This is a genomic window from Candidatus Gorgyraea atricola (assembly GCA_030765235.1).
Taxonomy (GTDB): Bacteria; Omnitrophota; Gorgyraeia; order Gorgyraeales; family Gorgyraeaceae; genus Gorgyraea; species Gorgyraea atricola.
Genome location: JAVCCW010000029.1, coordinates 328790 through 347608, shown reverse-complemented (window position 1 = coordinate 347608; position 18819 = coordinate 328790). Strand labels below are relative to the sequence as shown.

The following is an 18819-nucleotide window of genomic DNA, read 5'->3' as shown; positions in this document are numbered from 1 at the left end:
AGCTTACCTTTTCTTTCTTCTGATAGATTTTTTAGATGCTACTGATCTCTTTGGATCTATGATCTTTTTTACTGCCTTATGAGTCAGCAAAGGATGAAATTTCTGAAGTTCCTCGTTTTTCATCTCTTTTATCTCTTTGCCATTTTTAACAAGTTTGCCGATGACAGTATGCGCGTCCTTAAAAGCAACTCCTTTTTGCACCAGATAATCAGCCATGTCAGTAGCGTACAGGCTTTCATCCTTGAGCTGCTCTGCGATATTTTCTTTCTTGAATTTTATTTTTGGCAAAAGTTTTGCCAAAATACTAAACTCATCCTGAATGATCTCAAATGAACTAAAAAGCGGCTCTTTATCAAGCTGCATGTCTCTATTGTATGATAAAGGTAGTCCCTTCATCATTACTAATACGCTCATCAAATTGCCATACAATTTTCCTGCATTGCCTCTTATGAGCTCCAGTACATCAGGATTTTTCTTCTGCGGCATAAGAGAACTTCCAGTGCAAAACGCGTCATCTATGTCAATAAAATCAAACTCCTTTGTCGACCACAGGATCAGATCCTCTGCCAGTCTTGATAGATGCATCCCTGATATTGCCAGGGCACTCAATATCTCTACAACAAAATCCCTGTCACTCACGCTGTCTATGGAATTAACAGGACTGCAAGGTTTTGAATCAATCTTATACTTTGATGAATCAATACATGTTCCAGCAACAGCACCAGCGCCCATGGTCGGCTCCATATCATCAAAGATAGCGCCTAATCTCTTGGCGTCCCTTGAAAACATCTGAATATATGCATCAAGATAATGAGATAAGCTCACTGGCATAGCATGCTGCAGGTGCGTATAAGCAGGTATGATCTGCTTTGCATTGTCCTTGGATAGCTTTGCCAATTTCTTTATTGTCTGCGAAACAAGCTCCAGTGCAATCGAAATATTTTTTAAACAATAAAGTTTTGTGTCTAGCGCTACCTGGTCATTTCTGGATCTACAGGTATGCAGCTTCAAAGCTACCTTGCCGAGTTTTTTCTCCAGAAGATGCTGCATATAGCTATGAATGTCTTCGAAAGACTCATCTACCTTAAGGGTGCCTTTTTTGATCGATGACAAAATAGCATTCAGGCCCGTCTGCAATTCTTTATGCTCCTTACCAGTCAAGAGCTTCGCATTTTTAAGCACTCCAATATGCGCAAGGGATCCCACACAATCATATTCAGCCAATTTTTTATCAAACTGAATCGACTTTGTAAATTCCTCGACCAAAGGATCTGTTTTCTTGTTAAATCTCCCACCCCACATCTTTGACATATTTGGACTCCTTGTTAGTGTCAGGTTAAAGGTGTCAGGTGTCAAGGCACCTTCCCTGACACCTGACACTTGACACCTTACACCTTTTTATACGGCATTCCCCACACTTTAATAAATCCTTCCGCAATGGTCCTGTCGAACTTATCGCCTGGGTCATATGTTGCCATTTCTTTTTTATAAAGTGAGTGCGCTGATTTTCTCCCTACTACACTCGCAAGACCCTTTAACAGCTTCATCTTCACACTGCCTGTTACATTCTTCTGCGTCTGGTTTATAAATCCGTCCAGCGCCTTTTTTAAAGGTGTAAACCATAAGCCGTAATATATAAGCTCCGCGTATTTTAAGGAAATAACTTCCTTAAAATGCAACAGCTCCCTGTCGAGCACAAGCGCCTCTAAATCCTTATGCGCCTTATGTAAGATCCACGCCCCTGGCGCCTCATATATCTCCCTTGATTTAATGCCAACGAGTCTATTCTCAACAAGATCAGTCCTGCCTATGCCATTTTTGCCGCCGATCTTATTGAGCTTCATTACCAGATCCACTGCCGCGTATTTTTTTCCATTGATCTTTACTGGTATGCCATTTTTAAACTCGATCTCTACATATGTTGATTTATTTGGCGCCATTTTTGGATCAATACTCATTTTATACGCGTCTTCTGGCGGCTCATTCCATGGATCTTCTAGCACGCCACACTCAATGCTTATTCCCCAAATATTCTGATCTAAACTATAAGGGCTTTTTTTCGTAACATCTATGTCTATGCCTTTTTCCTTTGCATACTCTATTTCTTCGTCTCTGGAATACATATTCCATTCCCTGAGCGGCGCCAGTATGCCGAGCTCAGGCGCAAGCGCCATTGCAGTGACCTCGAACCTTACCTGGTCATTGCCTTTTCCTGTACAGCCATGCGCGATAAAACTAGCCTTTTCCTTTTTCGCGGTCTGCACCAGGCCCTTTGCGATGATCGGCCTTGAAAGCGCGGTTGCCAATAGATACTTTGATTCATAGACTGCGCCTGCCTTTAACGACTGAAAGGCAAAGTCTTTTGCAAATTCGTCTTTGAGATCCTCGATCACGACCTTTGAGGCACCTGTAGACAAGGCCCTTTTCTTGAGCTTCTGAAAATTCCCGCCCTGGCCCACATCAGCCATGTAGGCAACAACATCATAGCCCTTATCTGTAAGCCATCTCACAGCCACCGAAGTATCTAACCCGCCTGAATACGCTAAAACCACCTTTTTATTCTTCATGATTTATCTCCTAATAATTTCACAAGTATTGCCTTCTGCACGTGGAGCCTATTCTCTGCCTGGTCAATTACAATAGATTGTGGGCTGTCTATTACCTCGTCTGTGATCTCTTCGCCCCTGTGCGCTGGCAGGCAATGCATTACCATTGCGTCTTTCTTTGCTGATTTCATCAGCTTAGAATTGATCTGAAACTTCTTAAATATCTCTGCTCTTTCTTTTTGCTCTTTTTCCTTACCCATGCTCGTCCACACGTCCGTATAAATAATGTCCGCATCCTTAACTGCTTCTTGAGGCGAATTAAAAAGCTGGCCTGCATCGACCTTTGGCTCATAGCCTTTTGGACACGCGACTTTTATCTTAATACCCAGCTTATCACACCCATTCAAGAGCGAATTCACTACATTGTTGCCATCCCCAACAAAAGCTACAGTAATATTCTTTAGTCCCTTTTTTTCCTTTATTGTAAACAGATCACTCAATGCCTGACATGGGTGAAGCAGGTCTGTCAGTCCATTTATTACAGGTATCGTAGAATTCTTTGCCATCTCAAGCAATCTATCATGAGAAAACGTCCTTATGACCATTGCGTCAAGGTATCTTGAGAGCACCATTGCCGCGTCCTTCGCAGACTCCCTCTTGCCTAGCTTGACCTCGCTCTCCCCTAAGTAAATAGCATTCCCGCCCAGCTCAAACATGCCGACCTCAAAAGACACCCTTGTCCTATTCGACGGCTTTTCAAAAACTAGACCCAGAGTTTTATTCTTTAGCGGCGTCTCATGCGTCTTTCTCTTGGCCTTGAACTTAGCTGCGAGTTCAAAGAGCTCGCCTATCTCCTGCGCTGATAAATCTTTAATTGTTATAAGATCCTTTTTCATAAATAACTCCATTTTTTATTCAAATCATCACCTTATCCAAAATTTCAATCGCCTTGTCTATTTGCTTTTTGGTTACTATTATACCAGGCATAAGTCTTAATACATTGCCATGCGCGCAATTGATCAACAGCTTCTCTTTAAAACACGCCTCCACTATAGCCGCGCCTTCAATCTTAAGCTCCATGCCTATCATAAGGCCTTTACCTCTGATCTCCTTTATAATAGATTTTTTCTTTTTGAGCTCATTCAATTTTTCAACCAGATATTTTCCCATCTCCTGTGTATTCTTAAGAAGCTTTTCTCTTTTTATAGCCTCGAATACACCCAGCGCTGCGCTGCATGCAATAGGGCTTCCTCCAAAAGTAGACGCGTGCATGCCAGGCTTTAAAACATCCGCGTATTTTTTCGACGCGACAAGCGCGCCTATCGGGATCCCGCCAGCCAAAGACTTGGCAAGTGTCATAACATCAGGCTCTACACCATAATGTTGAAAACAAAACATCTTACCGGTCCTACCCATGCCTGTCTGCACTTCATCAAATATCAGGATCAAACCTTTTTTATCGCAAAGTTCTCTTACTTCCTTTATATAGTCATCATGCGCAACATTTATTCCGCCCTCACCCTGTATTGGCTCTAACATTATAGCTATAGTCTTATCTGTTATGCCAGCCTCCAGCGCTTTTATATCATTAAAAGGCACTGACTTAAAACCAACTGGTAATGGCACGAAATCCTTGCTGTATTTTGGCTGTCCAGTAGCTGTTATGGTCGCGAGTGTCCTCCCATGAAAAGAATTCTGCATCGTGATGATCTCGTATTTTCCATTTGCTACACCATAGGCCCTGACCAGCTTTATCGCGCCCTCATTTGCCTCTGCGCCGCTATTGCAGAAAAATACTTTACCTTTAAAGGAATTCTCGATTATCTCCTGCGCCAGCTTTCCCTGGAGCATGTTGTAATAATTATTGGATACATGTATGATCTTTTTTACATAATTCCTTATAGCATTCACGACCTCTGGATGACAGTGGCCTAACCCGCTCACAGCCCAGCCAGGAAAAAAATCCAGATACTCATTACCATCCAGATCCCACACCTTCAGCCCCTTACCTTTAACTATAACAGAGGGGATCCTCGTATAAGTCTTCATTACATACTTCTCGTACTGCGCGATCAGCTCGTGTGTATTCATCTTACTATCTCCGTTCCGATTCCTTTGTCTGTAAAAATCTCCAGCAGCAAACTGTGCGGGAGCCTGCCATCGATTATGTGAGTCTTTGACACGCCTCCTGCCAGAGCGTTTGTACATGCCTTGACCTTTGGTATCATGCCGCCCTGGATAACATTTTCATCTATGAGCCTTTCTGTCTCTTCCATAGTCAGAGCAGAGATCAGTGTCTTCTCGTCTTCCTTTTTCTTCATAATACCTTTGACATCTGTCAATAATACCAGCTTCACTGCCTTAACAGCAACAGCTACCTCTGAGCTCACATCATCCGCATTTATATTATACGATTTATTATCTGCGCCAAAACCCACTGACGATATTATAGGCACTGATCTTGGCCTTACTGCTTTTCTGATCACGTCAGATTTTATAGTGTCAACCTCTCCCGCGAAACCTAATTTCTTAGCCTCTTTATGCGGCTTGGCCCTTACAACTTTATTTAAACTCACAGCCCTGCCGCCTATCTTTTTAATATCGTCCGCGATACTTTGATTGACCCCGGTTAAGACTCTATCGACCACTTCCATGGTCTCTTTTGACGTGACCCTGAGGCCGTCTTTAAATTCTATCTTCCCTCCTGTTTTTTTTAGTTCCTCATTTATAAAAGGTCCGCCGCCATGTACAAGAATAGGCCTGATCCCAACATAGCTCATAAACACAATATCCTGAAGCACGCGCCTTTTTATCTCAGGATCTATGAGCGCACTGCCGCCGTACTTTATAACAAATATCTTACTAGCGTACGCCTTCATATAAGGTAACGCCTCTATTAAAACTGCTGATTTTCTAATCGCTTCTTCCATCATGTCTCATACTCCGCGTTGATCCTCACGTATTCCTCTGTCAGGTCACACGTCCAGATCTTGCTAAACGCCCTTCCAGACTTTAGATCGATTACTATCTTTACCTCTTTGCCTTTAAGCGCGCTTAACGATGCATTCGTAGCTGCGCCATTTTTCATTGCTAATTTTTTTCCAATATATATATCAACTCTATCTTTATTAAGCTTTATGCCTGCCGAGCCTGCGCTCGCGGCTATTCTTCCCCAATTTGGATCACCGCCTGCGATCATTGTCTTTATGAGGCTCGAATCAGCGACATGCCTTGCGATAGTATCCGCGTCTTTCTGTGTCTTCGCGCCTTTAATGATTATTTCTACAAATTTCGTAGCGCCCTCGCCATCAAGGATCATCTTTCTCGCAAGTTCTGTTGCGACATTCTTTAACGCATTAAGGAATTTAGAGTAGCTGGCGCTGCCTTTCTTTATAGTCTTATTTCCTGCAAGCCCATTTGCAAATATTATAGCACTGTCATTCGTAGACATATCGCCATCAATAGTGATCCTATTAAATGAATCAGCAACAGCTTCCTTAAATGCCAGATTCAACGCGCTCTTCTCAATTGCCGCGTCTGTAGTAAAAAACGCGAGCATGGTTGCCATGTTAGGACAGATCATGCCAGCGCCTTTTGCCGCGCCAGCTATTCTTACTTTTACTGGGCCTATCTTTATCTGGGTTACGATCTCTTTTGGCACAGTATCTGTAGTCATGATCGCCTTAGCAAACTTTGAACCGCCTGAACTCTTTAGCCCTTTTACTAAAGCGCCTATCTTGGGCTTGATCTTTTTTATAGGCAAAGGTCTGCCTATAATACCAGTTGACGCGATTAAAACATGCTCTGGGTCTAAGTCCAGACTTTTTGCAGCCACACCAGTCATGTCTTTAGCATCCATTAATTCTTTTTTTCCAACACAGCAGTTTGCATTGCCGCTATTTACTATAACTGCCTGTGCAATGCCATTTTTTACCCTGTCTTCGGCAAGGATAACAGAGCCAGACTTCATCTTATTGGTAGTAAAAGTGCCTGCGCATAGACATGGCACTTCAGAATAAAGCAAAGCCAGATCATCTCTCTTGCTTCTCTTTATCCCGCAGCTTATTGCGCTTGCCAAAAATCCTTGCGGTGCTGTTATAGATTTCATAATCCCATCTTCTCCTCGAACCCATACATGATATTCATGTTCTGTACTGCCTGGCCGCTTGCGCCCTTTACAAGATTGTCAATAGCAGTTGTAACTACTATTGTCTTTTTCTCAGGAAACGCCTGCACACCTATGTCGCAGAAATTTAATCTCGCTACATTCTTTGTATCAGGCAATACTCCCTCGTCCATAACCCTTATAAAATACTCACCTTTATAGAAATCCTTATACAGCTTCACAGTCTCTTTTGTAGTTATGTTCTTTTTTAGCCTCAGGTAGATCGTAGAGAGTATGCCTCTTTCCATTGGCACAAGATGCGGCACAAAATTCACTGCTATCTTAGCGCCACTGATCTCGCTCAGCTCCTGATCTATCTCAGGCATGTGTCTGTGGCTATTTGGCTTATATGCCCTAAAACTATTTTGTAGCTCTGTAAACATAAGCGCCTGACTTGGGACCCTGCCTGCGCCACTCACACCTGAAACTGAATTGCATACAATGGAATCTATATCCACTATTTTTTTCTTTAAAAGTGGAGCGCAGCCAAAGATAATGCTCGTTGGATAGCACCCTGGATTTGCGATCAGCTCTGCCTTCTTGATCTCATCTCTATAAAATTCGCAAAGCCCATAAACTGCCTTCTTAACATAGTCAGGGCATTCGTGCTTAACATACCACTTCTCGTATACGCCTACATCCCTTAACCTAAAATCAGCGCTCAGGTCTATGACCTTCTTGCCTTTTTTCAAAAATATCGGCGCGAACTGCATAGAGACCTTGTGCGGAAGCGCTAAGAAAACTACATCGCATTTCTTAGCGACTTCGTCTGCGCTCATGTCTCCGCACTCCAGGTCAAGCACACCCTTTAGCCATGGATATAGCTTATATATTGGTACAGTATCTATCTTAGCAGCAACTGCTGTGATCCGGGCTTCAGGATGATTTAATAAAATCCTTAAAAGTTCTTCACCAGCATAACCGCTCGCTCCCATTATTCCTATTTTTAACATATTGTCCTCCGTCTGTGTTATAGACGATTATAAAATAAAAAAGCCTATCTTGTCAATTGATTTCCTCGTCGGAAAAAGCAAGATAGGCTTTTATGGAAAATTATAGTTTTATATCTTTATCGCTTTGTCCACTGGAATCTCTTTCGGGCGCCTTTTTGTCCGTACTTCTTGCGTTCCTTTGCCCGAGGATCCCTGGTCAAATAACCCTTTCTCCTTAATAAGACCTTTGTATCATCACCTGTTTTAGCCAAGGCCCTTGCTATGCCATGCCTTAAAGCTCCTGCCTGACCTGACTTTCCACCACCCTTAACACTTGCGATCACATTGAACTTATCAAACAGGTTAGTGGACTTTAGCGGCTGCATTACAACCAGTATAGATGTAGGTCTTTCAAAATATTTATCGAGAGGCTTTTTATTGACCTGTACCTCGCCATTTCCCGGCATAAGCCGCACGCGAGCCACAGATGACTTCCGCCTCCCAGTTGCCCAGATTATGTTCTGCTCTACCATGATTTATCCTTTTATCTCTAACTTCTCAGGATTCTGAGCCTGATGTTCGTGCTCTGAACCTGCGTAAAGCTTGAGCCTTGTGATCATCCTTGAGCCCAGCTTATTCTTAGGTAACATACCCTTTACTGCATGATGCAATGCCTCAGTAGGCTTTGTCCTTAAAACTGTCTCTAAGTTCTTTATCTTTAGACCGCTCGGATATCCTGAGTAACGCTTATATGTCTTGTTCTCAAGCTTAGCGCCTGTAACAGCTACCTTGCCCGCGTTCAGCACAACCACAAAGTCACCATTATCCACATGCGGTGTATAGTTATTCTTGCGCTTGCCGCTCAAAATAAGCGCTATCTCAACAGCTAATCTACCCAGAATCTTACCATTAGCGTCGATAACATACCACTTTCTCACAACATCCTTCTTATTTAACATAACCGTATCCATAATCCACCTTTATTTAGAAACTTGAATTATACCATAAAACCCACCTCTGTCAAGCGAAATATTCGACTTAACTTGACACTTTTCTGTGTGTCACAAAAGTGTAAAGTTAACCAGTTGTCATCCCCGCGAAAGCGGGGACCTATCTTAAATCGCCACCTCCACAGCCCCATTAGACTCCAAAACCTCCCCCACCCCTTGCTCCATCTCCAAGCGCATTTGGAAATAGGGGATGATTTCATTAAAACTTTGCTGTACGTGATTAACCAGTTGTAGATATTCACTCATAATCCGCATAAACCTATTCCTGAAATCTTCATCTTTAAGCATTTGAGCGGTTTTATTTTTATCTTCGTTTTTGCTTTCTGCCAATAACTTTGCCCATTTTAAAAGCACATTCGTGTTTAAAAATACTTTTACTATATTTCTATAGTCTCTAAAAGCTATCTTTAGGCCAGAAATCCAGTCATTAATAATAGAAAGCTTTTCCTTTTCAGTCAAGTATTCATCCATAATAACACTTTTAAGGTGATTTTTTGTCTGCTTTAATGCTGTAATACCTACGACATTCAAACTCTCTACTTCTATTAGTCTGCCTAAGTGTCCCTTTATTAATACATCATATATGGGTTCTGGCATATCAACCAGTTCTTCCTTATTATCTAAAAAATCCGAAAGCTGCTCCATAAGCATACCTATTTCCTCAACACAAATCCCATCCATACCCAGCTCTTCCACTATCTGGCCAAGGCCAGGCAGGCCGTTTTTATACGTCCACAAAAGCGTCTGGCGGATAGGGGAATTGACATCGTACTCACAAGCCTCAGATAGTCTTTCAAATATTTCAATTACCATGGGAATATTATTATTAAGTATACAATATCTTGCTTTGCCAATTTCTAGCCAGCGATGAATCTCCATTAAATTATGCTCTTTTCTATATCTTTCCATAAAAGCAAGGTACGGCAATCCTCCATTTAATCCATATTCATCACCATATCGATCAAAATCAGCTGGCCCTGAAATCTCCTTATTCCATGTACAGGTCTCTTCATAAAAACGATAAATGATACTACAATATTTATAAAAAATCTCTTTATGGGATTTAGGCTTGCCTGTTTTAAGCAACTTGGACATTTTCTCTATTTTTTCACCTCTCATTGACAGAGAATCACTATGTAGAATCATATATTGCTCTAATTCTTTGATATTTTTCTTTGACAAGTCTAATTCCTTTAATGCTGCAGCATGAAATATTCTTTTAAATAAACTTTTTATCTTGGCGACATCATTATCGTAACTCTGATTAAATATGCCGGGATATTTTTCTAAATATTCCTTTGCCACTTTTGTTGGCTCATAAGGATTAAATACAGCATAAAACCAAGTAATAAATCTTTTATCGAATTCTACTGTATCCAGCAAATCAGACTCAGGATCTTCAGTCAATCTCTCAAACAACATCCTTGCTTTTCCCTCCAGCGCATTTTCACCCCTACTAGCTGCAGTTGCTATCTTCCCTAAATACTCAACCTCTTTCTCATTCTCCCCCAAAATCCTCTGCCGCCTGTTGGGCTTCTTTGTTTTTGCTTCAAGCTGCATATACGGCCTGAGCAGGTCTTGGGCGCAGACCACATCACCTGCCGCTAACATTGCTATTAGCGTAAATATTAGTCCTATATAATAAACTTTTCTAATAGTTATCATAAAATGGCTCCCAGGTTTTTCTATAATCCATACCGCGGAGCAATGCTTTTAATGGATGTTAATAAATGTTCTCTTGATATGTGCATTGCATGACTATCACCTGCGAATCTAATACCGGACCCCTCTTCAGTATTAGCCAAGGGTAAACTGATTACTAGTCTATCTTCTGCAGCTAACCTGCGTACCATCTGATTGACAAATCCTAGCTCTCCCGGCCACTTGTAAGTATTATCAGCAGCATTATATAATTCATTATGTGCTTCATGTAACGGCCAATATAGATCCTGCTTCCTTACAAGATAAACACCTATATTGCTCTCGCCTATAGGAGGTGCTTTCGCTTTTTCCAAGTGTGTCTCTACACTATCAATCACAAAACTATTTTCTGGATCCCTTACAAGCGGTGCATAAGGTTTTTTTACTACAGTTGTGATAAGCGTCATGGAAGAAAATTCTATAGCCTGATGTATAAGAATGCTCTTTAAAATACTAGGTGTATATACACATGGTCTGGCACCTAAATAAACTAAGACATCGCCTTTAAAATCTCTCGTAAGCTCTTCTGTCTCTAATACGCCTTTACCTGTGCCAAGTGGCTTCTCTTCTATAAAATATTCAACTTCATAACCCTTTAAAGCATTTGCTATTAACTCTGCATTTTCATAGTTAACCACAATTAGAGGTTTCTCTATTTCGATCTGAAATCCCAGGTTGCTCTTTTTTAGGATTAAAATATTATTTAAAATATGCATTATGGTCGACTTTCCGTCGACTCTCTCTAAAACTTTGGCTTTATTATTTGCTCTTGACCCTCTTCCACCGGCAAGGATAATGGGTTTAATGGGTCTGATAGTTTTGAATTCTAAAATATTTTCTATCCCCAACAAATGACATGATAAATCCAAAATACGTCTCTCATTTGACTCCCAATTCCTCCAATCATTGACAAGTTGAATTAACATTGATCGAGGTTTGCTGCCATAATCCTGCTTTTCATTATCCGGTTCAAAGTTCATATTAAGTCTAACTAAATTGTCAAATTCCTCAACGACCTCTTCTGTCTCGCTCAAAGAAACTTTATCTAGATTAATTTCTTTGTTCTTACCTTTTTCAAGCTGCATGTATGGCCTGAGGGAGCCTAGACAGACCGCATCACCTGATGTTAACATTAGTATTAGCATCAATATTACTGCTATATAATAAACTTTTCTAATTCCCATCATAACCCAGACACAATATGACCATGCTTCCATGGCCATATCTCCTTGCACTCAAAAAGATTATAACATAACTTTACATTTAAAGCAAGACCTAAAATGTAAAGTTATCCAAAGTTATAGACTTTGCGGATGGGTTGCTTTACATCCCAGGTGCATTTCAATGAGCACCTGAGTTACGGAAATCTCTGATTTTCGTAACTCACTGTACGAATTGAACCCCGTTCCAAATTCTTAAAGATCATCAAATAATCTTTAAGAATTGCACGCAAGTAGTTCCAAAAAATAAATTACGCGTCACTCAGAATTTGGAATGGGGTTAACTTATCCGAAATTATAGACCTTACGGATAGATTCTTTTACGTCCCATGTGCATTTTACGCCTTTGGGGAATGTTACGAGGTCGCCTTTGCCGAATTCGACTTCCTGGCCGTCAGTTATGATTACCTTTACCTTGCCTTCGTGCACATAAAATGTCTCGTTGTCGCTATATTCCCAGTCAAATTTCTTTACCTCACTCGTCCATGTAGGCCATTTGTCCACGCCTAACTTCTGCAGCTCTTCCTTGGTGGGCTTTTTAACTGTTACTTTGCTCATACAATCCCCCTGTTCTACCTTGGGTAACTTCGTAAGTTGTCCAAATGGACAACTTACGAAGTTACCCAAGGTTAATTACCTCTCCTCTTATACCTGCAGCAATTGCTTCGTGTTCGTCTTTTGCGTCGCCTTTCTTGGCTAACACATCAGGTGCAACAGGACTGCCAAATTTTATGCTAATAGGGTGTAGTTTTGGAAATTTCTGTGTCCTGGGCCAGGCTTTGAAAGCGCCATTGATATAAACCGGTACAAGTGGCGCATTTAGTTCTTTTGCAATTATGCCAATACCTTTCTTGAATTCCTTTACCTCGCCGTCAATAGAACGCTCTCCCTCAGGGAATATACAGAGGGCCTTATTGTGCTTCAGGATATACGCAGAGCCTTGCATTGCCTCTATGATCTGCGTGGCATCTACAGGAATGATCCTTGAGCGCCTTACAAGATTCCTTATGATAGGCACTATAAAATATCTCCTGAATCCAATAAAGAATAACTCAAGTTCTGTCCTAAGCGGCACACCAGATAGTACAATAAACCCGTCCAGGAAACTAGTATGATTCACACATAAAACATAAGGCCCTTTCTTAGGTATCTTTTCCGCGCCTTCTACCTTGAGCCTATAAAAAATCCTGAAAAATAAACCAACGCACCCTTTAATTATAAAAGTAAACACATAATCTATCCAGCTCAACTCCAACGATATCTTGTCCTGAAAATCCTTTGCCAATTCCTGCTTCAAAATCCCAGCCCAGTGAATAGCTCTTTCCACGCCCTTGTCGCTTGTCACTTGTCGCTTGTCACTTGCCAAGAGTTCTTCAACTTTCGTAAGAATATCCTTAACCGTAAATATCCCCGCCGCGATCATCTCATCCGATATCTCTATGTTAAAACACTTCTCAACAGCCAGAACAAGCTCTACCCTGGTAAGTGAATCCACTCCCAGATCAAGCTCAATACTGTCATTAAGATGCGCATCCCCTTTTATCTCAAGCGCATCCTTTATGCACGCTATTAGCCTTTTCGCTGTATCAGATTGAAGCAAAGCCTGATCTTCTGGACTCACAGCTTTTTCTTCCTCTGTCTCTTCTAAAATAACAGGAAGGAATTTTTTCTCGATCTCATATCGCTTGAGCTTGCCCAGCACAGTACGCGACAGAGCCTCTTTTGTCACAGTAAATCCCATGATATGCCTATAGCCAGGTATGTCTTTAGAGAGATTATCAAATGTGGCCTTTAACACTTGATTCACATTCATTTCGCCGCGCTCTTTAAAAAACTCAAGGTCTGGTACAACAATCGCATGCAGATATTCAAGCTTACTATTGCCTTTTCCCTTTAATACGCCTATAACACACATTTCTTTTATGTAGGACGTATTCGAATAATGCTTTTCAATCTCCTCAGGATAGATATTCTTGCCTGAGCTAAGTACTATCACCTCTTTAGACCTGCCTGTAATATAAAAATATCCATCTCTATTCTTGTATCCCAGGTCGCCTGAATAAAACCAGTTATTCTTAAGCACCTCTTTTGTCTTTTCCTCATTCTTATAGTAGCCTTTCATGACATTTGGGCCCTGGATCACGATCTCGCCTACGCCGCTGGAATCTGGATTCAAGATCCTCATCCTTACATCAGGAACAGGCGTGCCAATCGACCCTATCTTTGGCCTTTTCACTGGATTTATACTTGCAACAGGAGAAGTTTCAGTCAGGCCATAGCCTTCCAATATCTTAAAGCCAAGCTTGAAAAAATCCCTTGCCACTGTAGCATCCAGCTTTGCGCCGCCGCTTATAAAAAAGCGAAGCCTTTTTCCAAAGGCGTTTTTGACCTTGGGCAAAAGTACCTTTGTAAGGCCAAGAGCTATTACTGATTTTACAAATAGCCCCTTAAGGCCTTCTATACTGCTAAGCTTTTTAATCATGCGCGAATGCATCATGTGATAAATCTGCGGTACACCTATAAATACGGTTGTTCCAGCTTCCTTTATATAGTCAGCTAATTTCTCTGGCCAGTCACTAGAGACATACACGATCTTTGAACCTGAAAAAAGAGGCGCGATAAGCGTAGTCATGAGTGAATAGGAATGGTAAAGCGGGAGAATTGATAATATCGTATCCTTTGGCGTAAAGATCTTCATCTTCCTCAAAGAATTAAAATTCGAGCACAGATTCTTATGCGTGAGCATTACACCTTTTGGAAGGTCTGTGGTGCCAGAGGTGTAAAGCAGCACTATAAGGTCGTCTGGTTCTACTATGGCTTTCTCAAAAACTTGCGGTGGGTCTAGTTCTTTTATTTTATCAATTGTAAGAAGGATCTTTGCGCCAGAGTCAGACATGATGTTTGCTACATCCTTCTCTGTCATCCTTGGATCAAGAGGAACCGCGACCGCGCCTATATAAGCCAATGCAAAAAATACGCTCGCAAACTCTGGCCCATTATCAAGAATGATCGCAACCCTGTCACCTTTTTCAATGCCTAATGAAGATATGTAACATGCGGTATTTTTTATCTTCTCGCCAAGCTCTGCATAAGTCAGTGACGTTGAACCAGATAAAATAGCAACCTTATCCTTAAACTGCTCTACTGAGTTATCAAAATTTTTGATTAAACTATACTCTACCATCTAAAAGCAATACCTCCGCCTAAATATCTTTCCCTGCCTTTAATAAAAGACTCAATATAGGCCATGCGCTTTGTTAATTTCAGGCTAAGTTTCTTTTCTTTACCAGGAGACATTTCTAATAAAATCCTTCCATCTTTAGTAAGCTTGCACGTACCGCAAAAAGTAATTTTTCTTTTTATCCTCTTCCTCTTTGTTATATCTATAATAACATCGAACTTTAGGTATGTCTTTTTTTTCTTTGGCACTATCTGGCCAAGCGATGTCCTGAAGTTAAATCCAGAATCGAGTCTTTTCTCCAAGACATATCCCAATCTATGTTTTTTCCTTATCTGCCATTTACCTTTTAACACAATAGCCTCTGGCTGTCTGCCATATTTATAGACTATCTCATTGTTCTTGTTTATCTGCCATGCATTTGATAAGGTTAATTTATTCCTGGTCTTTTCTATCCCAAAACAAAGCCTATTATTCTTATCTGCCTGCCATTTGCCATGCAGCTTCATTGTATAAATACGCCTCTTACCCTTAGAAGGATCTCGAGACTGAACTAAAAACATGATCTCATTCTTTCCAGCATCCAGAAGTTTCGTCTTTAACCTAAGTCGATTGCCCTCACACTGATTACTCCACTTATCTAACGTATAAATAAGATTATGCTTTTTATCCAGAGAATATTTGCCAGAAAATTTTATCTTTTGAGGAGTGTCACTCTTGGAAGATTTAAAAACCTCGTAATACAGCCGATTTTTCCCATCTGCCCTAAACCGGCCTTCAACAACCCTGCGAAACTTCTTTACATTAGACTTCTTCGACGGGCTCTTAATAACAAGCCTATTATGCGGATCCACCTCGTAGTAAACTTTGGTTTTCATAAGCCTCTCAAAAATTCACTAATTCCTGATAGGTATACGTCTTTTGAATCCACGTAAGCGCTGTTATGGCTGCCTATTAGGATTAGGTGGGTTTTGGGGTCTGGGGCGGAGTTAAAGAGTTTTAGAGAGAGGCTAAATGGTACGATGTCGTCGTTTTTGCTGTGGATAATGAGTTTGGGTACTTTTACGTCTTTGATCTTAGCTAGCGAATCGAATCTTTCTGCCATGAGAAAACTTGGGAATATTGGATAAAGCGCCTTTGCCATATCCATAGTAGAGCTAAACGTGGATTCTGTAATCACGGCCCTTACCTCTTTCTTTCGAGCAAGTTCAAGCGCTACTGGGCCGCCTAAAGACTCACCATAAGGTATGATACGTTCCGGTGAAATTTTTCTCTTAGTCACCAGACAATCATACGCTGCATCCATATCCTTATAAAATCCCTTTTCAGATGGCCTGCCAGAACTTTTCCCATATCCACGATAGTCAAAGATAAAGACATCCAGGCCCAACCCATTTAAAAATAAAATCTTCTCTACCCTGTGGCTTATATTGCCGCCATTGCCATGCGAAAATAGCAGAGTAAACCTCGAATCCTTTGCTGGTATAAACCATGCATTAATCTTAACACCATCCTCAGCCTGGAAATACACATCCTCATAGCTAAGCCCCACAGCGCTTGGCGTGATCTCTATCTCCTTCATTGGAAAATAAAGCGACTTATATTCAAAATAGCGTATATATCCAAATATAAAGACTACAGCGATTATTATATAGATAATGTTTTTCATCATATTTGCGAAGCTACTATACCGCCAAGAACAGCTACGTCTTCTGTTGGAAGGATCTCTTTAATGCTCTCGTTAAATAGCATATTACAATCTGCGTCAAACTCCTCGTCCTTTGCCCAGACCTTAACCTGGACATTTATCTTAGGAAAAATCTGGATAGATACATCTTTAGAACTATCTCCATATTTTCTCAGGATAGGTTCTATCGCCCTGTTACGAAATGCTGAAAAATACTCCTTGCCGCCTTCTAATTCTTTGAAAGAAATCCACTTATCATTCTCAATATTTGAAACCTTGTGTTCATTTGCAAGGTAATGAAGGATTAAAATCTTATAATATTCCTTTGCCTCAACATGAGAGGACAATGAAAGGACTGATTTTTTAGAAAAGTCCACTTCGTACTCGTCGTTTAGGAATCTTACACTTTTCTTCCCAGATTCCTGAAGCACTTCCCATGATTTTTCTAAAGCGACTTTGTAGCCCATGTCATATACTCTCCTCACCCTTTCTCCCTCTCCCTACACCACCTCTGTAGGCCGGGTTTAAACCCGGCCTACAGAGGAGAGGGTTGGGTAAGGGGCTTTAGTAAAACACCTCAACTAAACACAGCCCCTTTGCAGGGGCAGTTTGGCCAGCTGATACGCGATGCCGCTTTTTCAAAATCTCCTTAACTGCCTCTGGTTTTGTCCTGCCTCTACCCACATCTATCAATGTGCCCACAATATTACGGACCATATTATAGAGAAACCCGTTTGCCTGGATATATATCTCTATTAAAGGCAGCTTGCCTGTGATGCTGAGTCTTGTAATTTTTCTTACAGGATCTTTTTCTTTTTTGTCAGATGTCTGGAATGATTTAAAGTTTTTCTTGCCGATTAAATAGCCAGCGCCCTTTCGCATTGCTTTTAGATCCAGATTATAAAAAACTAATGCTGCATGTCTATTCAATAAAGGCGAGCGGACTTTTCTATTTATGATTGTATATTTGTAAAGTTTTTCTTTTGCATTGAACCTAGCGTGGAAATTTGGCTTTACTTCTTCAGCTAAAAGGATCGCGATGTCTTTAGGGAGATGGCTATTTAGACCTTTTTTGATATTACGCAGAGGTAGGTTTGAATCTATCCTGAAATTTGCTATCTGGGCTTGTGCATGCACGCCAGAATCTGTACGTCCAGAGCCTATTAAACTAATCTTTTTTCCGAAAAGTCTTTTCCCTGCCTTTTCGATCTCTTCCTGCACTGTCTTTCTCTTGCGCTTGCGCTGCGCCTGCCAGCCACAAAACCTTGTGCCGTCGTATTCGATTATGAGTCGGATATTGCGTACCATTAGATTATCAAAAAAGCCGAGGTCCAGCCTCGGCTTTTTCTCAAGCTATCAAGAGCTCGGCGATTTGGACTGCGTTTAGCGCTGCGCCCTTGCGCAGATTGTCGCTGACAATCCAGAGATTAAGACCGTTCTTTATGGATTCATCTTCGCGAATCCTGCCAACATAACTTGGATCTTTTCCTGCGGCATCTATAGGAAGGGGGTATTTTTCTTTTGATATATCGTCTATTACCTCAACGCCAGGTGCCTTTTTCAGGATCTCGGTAGCCTCGTCCGCGCTTAATTTTTTCTCAGTCTCAACATTGACTGCCTCTGCATGTGAGATCACTACTGGCACTCGTACGCAGGTCGCAGTGACTTTGATGCTGGTATCTTCCATGATCTTCTGAGTCTCATTTACCATCTTCATCTCTTCTTTGGTGTATCTATTTGGCAAGAATACATCTATATGCGGAATCACATTAAACGCGATCTGCGCCGGCAACACTCGCTTTATTTTACTCCCCCTGTTGCTTGTTGCTTGTTGCTTGTTGCTAACGTATGATTCTATCTCCGCATCAAGCTGATCTACCGCCTCTTTGCCCCATCCAGATACAGACTGGTAGCTGGATACAACTACGCGTTTTATCTTTGCAGCGTCGTGAATCGGCTTTAAGACAACTACCATCTGTATAGTCGAGCAATTTGGATTTGCAATAATACCCTTGTGTCTCTTTATTGCGCCAGGATTTACCTCAGGAACTACTAGTGGCACCTCCGGATCCATTCTCCATGCACTGGAATTATCTACTACAATCGCTCCTGCTTTTGCAGCAATAGGCGCAAATTCCTTACTTATGCCTCCTCCTGCTGAAAACAGTGCGACCTCAATGCCTTTAAAGGAATCCCTGGTAAGCTCCTGTACCTCATAATCCTTTCCATAAAACTTTAGCATCTTGCCTTTTGAGCGGCCAGATGCCAGCAAACGAATCTCCTTAACAGGAAACCGTCTCTCTTCCAATACCTTTATAAACTCGCTACCCACTACCCCAGTAGCTCCGACTATTGCAACATTATATTTTTTAGACATAAT

At 41.3% G+C, this 18819-nt stretch carries 18 protein-coding genes; all 18 read right to left on the bottom strand.

Features of this window, described 5'->3' with window-relative positions; all coding sequences use genetic code 11:
* Window positions 1–3: 3 nt before the first annotated feature.
* The 18 genes from argH to P9L93_07170 all read right to left on the bottom strand — a co-directional run bounded on the left by argH (window position 4) and on the right by P9L93_07170 (window position 18816).
* A complete protein-coding gene (gene argH / locus P9L93_07255) occupies window positions 4–1311 on the bottom strand; it encodes an argininosuccinate lyase (GenBank protein MDP8230881.1) in 1308 nt (435 codons plus the stop codon).
* Window positions 1312–1388: 77 nt separating this feature from the next.
* Window positions 1389–2567 carry an argininosuccinate synthase gene (locus P9L93_07250; protein ID MDP8230880.1) on the bottom strand — a complete coding sequence of 393 codons (1179 nt, stop codon included), beginning with the start codon at window positions 2565–2567 and terminating at the stop codon, window positions 1389–1391.
* Window positions 2564–3442 carry an ornithine carbamoyltransferase gene (gene argF / locus P9L93_07245; protein MDP8230879.1) on the bottom strand — a complete coding sequence of 293 codons (879 nt, stop codon included), beginning with the start codon at window positions 3440–3442 and terminating at the stop codon, window positions 2564–2566. Before argF ends, P9L93_07250 begins: the two co-directional genes overlap by 4 nt.
* Before the next feature lie 19 nt (window positions 3443–3461).
* Window positions 3462–4637, bottom strand: coding sequence for an aspartate aminotransferase family protein (locus tag P9L93_07240; GenBank protein ID MDP8230878.1), 1176 nt, complete (start codon window positions 4635–4637; stop codon window positions 3462–3464).
* On the bottom strand, window positions 4634–5479 hold the full coding sequence (argB, locus tag P9L93_07235; protein MDP8230877.1) for an acetylglutamate kinase: 846 nt from the start codon (window positions 5477–5479) through the stop codon (window positions 4634–4636). Before argB ends, P9L93_07240 begins: the two co-directional genes overlap by 4 nt.
* Window positions 5476–6654 carry a bifunctional glutamate N-acetyltransferase/amino-acid acetyltransferase ArgJ gene (gene argJ / locus P9L93_07230; protein MDP8230876.1) on the bottom strand — a complete coding sequence of 393 codons (1179 nt, stop codon included), beginning with the start codon at window positions 6652–6654 and terminating at the stop codon, window positions 5476–5478. Before argJ ends, argB begins: the two co-directional genes overlap by 4 nt.
* A complete protein-coding gene (gene argC, locus P9L93_07225; protein ID MDP8230875.1) occupies window positions 6651–7664 on the bottom strand; it encodes an N-acetyl-gamma-glutamyl-phosphate reductase in 1014 nt (337 codons plus the stop codon). The genes argJ and argC overlap by 4 nt, the downstream gene beginning before the upstream one ends.
* A gap of 116 nt (window positions 7665–7780) precedes the next feature.
* Complete coding sequence (rpsI, locus tag P9L93_07220) at window positions 7781–8176, bottom strand: 30S ribosomal protein S9 (protein ID MDP8230874.1); 396 nt, start codon at window positions 8174–8176, stop codon at window positions 7781–7783.
* 3 nt (window positions 8177–8179) lie between these two features.
* On the bottom strand, window positions 8180–8614 hold the full coding sequence (rplM, locus tag P9L93_07215; protein ID MDP8230873.1) for a 50S ribosomal protein L13: 435 nt from the start codon (window positions 8612–8614) through the stop codon (window positions 8180–8182).
* 144 nt (window positions 8615–8758) lie between these two features.
* Entirely contained in the window at window positions 8759–10318 is a 1560-nt protein-coding gene (locus P9L93_07210) for a hypothetical protein (GenBank protein ID MDP8230872.1), read from the bottom strand.
* Between the two features lie 20 nt (window positions 10319–10338).
* Window positions 10339–11577 carry a sugar phosphate nucleotidyltransferase gene (locus tag P9L93_07205; GenBank protein ID MDP8230871.1) on the bottom strand — a complete coding sequence of 413 codons (1239 nt, stop codon included), beginning with the start codon at window positions 11575–11577 and terminating at the stop codon, window positions 10339–10341.
* Window positions 11578–11859: 282 nt separating this feature from the next.
* Complete coding sequence (locus tag P9L93_07200; GenBank protein MDP8230870.1) at window positions 11860–12201, bottom strand: cupin domain-containing protein; 342 nt, start codon at window positions 12199–12201, stop codon at window positions 11860–11862.
* Window positions 12194–14758: an AMP-binding protein gene (locus P9L93_07195; GenBank protein ID MDP8230869.1), complete on the bottom strand. Its 2565-nt coding sequence runs from the start codon at window positions 14756–14758 to the stop codon at window positions 12194–12196. Before P9L93_07195 ends, P9L93_07200 begins: the two co-directional genes overlap by 8 nt.
* Entirely contained in the window at window positions 14752–15630 is an 879-nt protein-coding gene (locus P9L93_07190; GenBank protein MDP8230868.1) for a hypothetical protein, read from the bottom strand. Before P9L93_07190 ends, P9L93_07195 begins: the two co-directional genes overlap by 7 nt.
* The gene (locus P9L93_07185; protein ID MDP8230867.1) at window positions 15627–16424 is read right to left on the bottom strand and encodes an alpha/beta hydrolase; all 798 of its coding nucleotides are present in this window, start codon (window positions 16422–16424) and stop codon (window positions 15627–15629) included. Before P9L93_07185 ends, P9L93_07190 begins: the two co-directional genes overlap by 4 nt.
* Entirely contained in the window at window positions 16421–16906 is a 486-nt protein-coding gene (locus P9L93_07180; protein MDP8230866.1) for a DUF3786 domain-containing protein, read from the bottom strand. The genes P9L93_07185 and P9L93_07180 overlap by 4 nt, the downstream gene beginning before the upstream one ends.
* A gap of 97 nt (window positions 16907–17003) precedes the next feature.
* The gene (gene truA / locus P9L93_07175; protein MDP8230865.1) at window positions 17004–17747 is read right to left on the bottom strand and encodes a tRNA pseudouridine(38-40) synthase TruA; all 744 of its coding nucleotides are present in this window, start codon (window positions 17745–17747) and stop codon (window positions 17004–17006) included.
* A gap of 40 nt (window positions 17748–17787) precedes the next feature.
* Window positions 17788–18816: an aspartate-semialdehyde dehydrogenase gene (locus P9L93_07170; protein MDP8230864.1), complete on the bottom strand. Its 1029-nt coding sequence runs from the start codon at window positions 18814–18816 to the stop codon at window positions 17788–17790.
* Window positions 18817–18819: the final 3 nt, after the last annotated feature.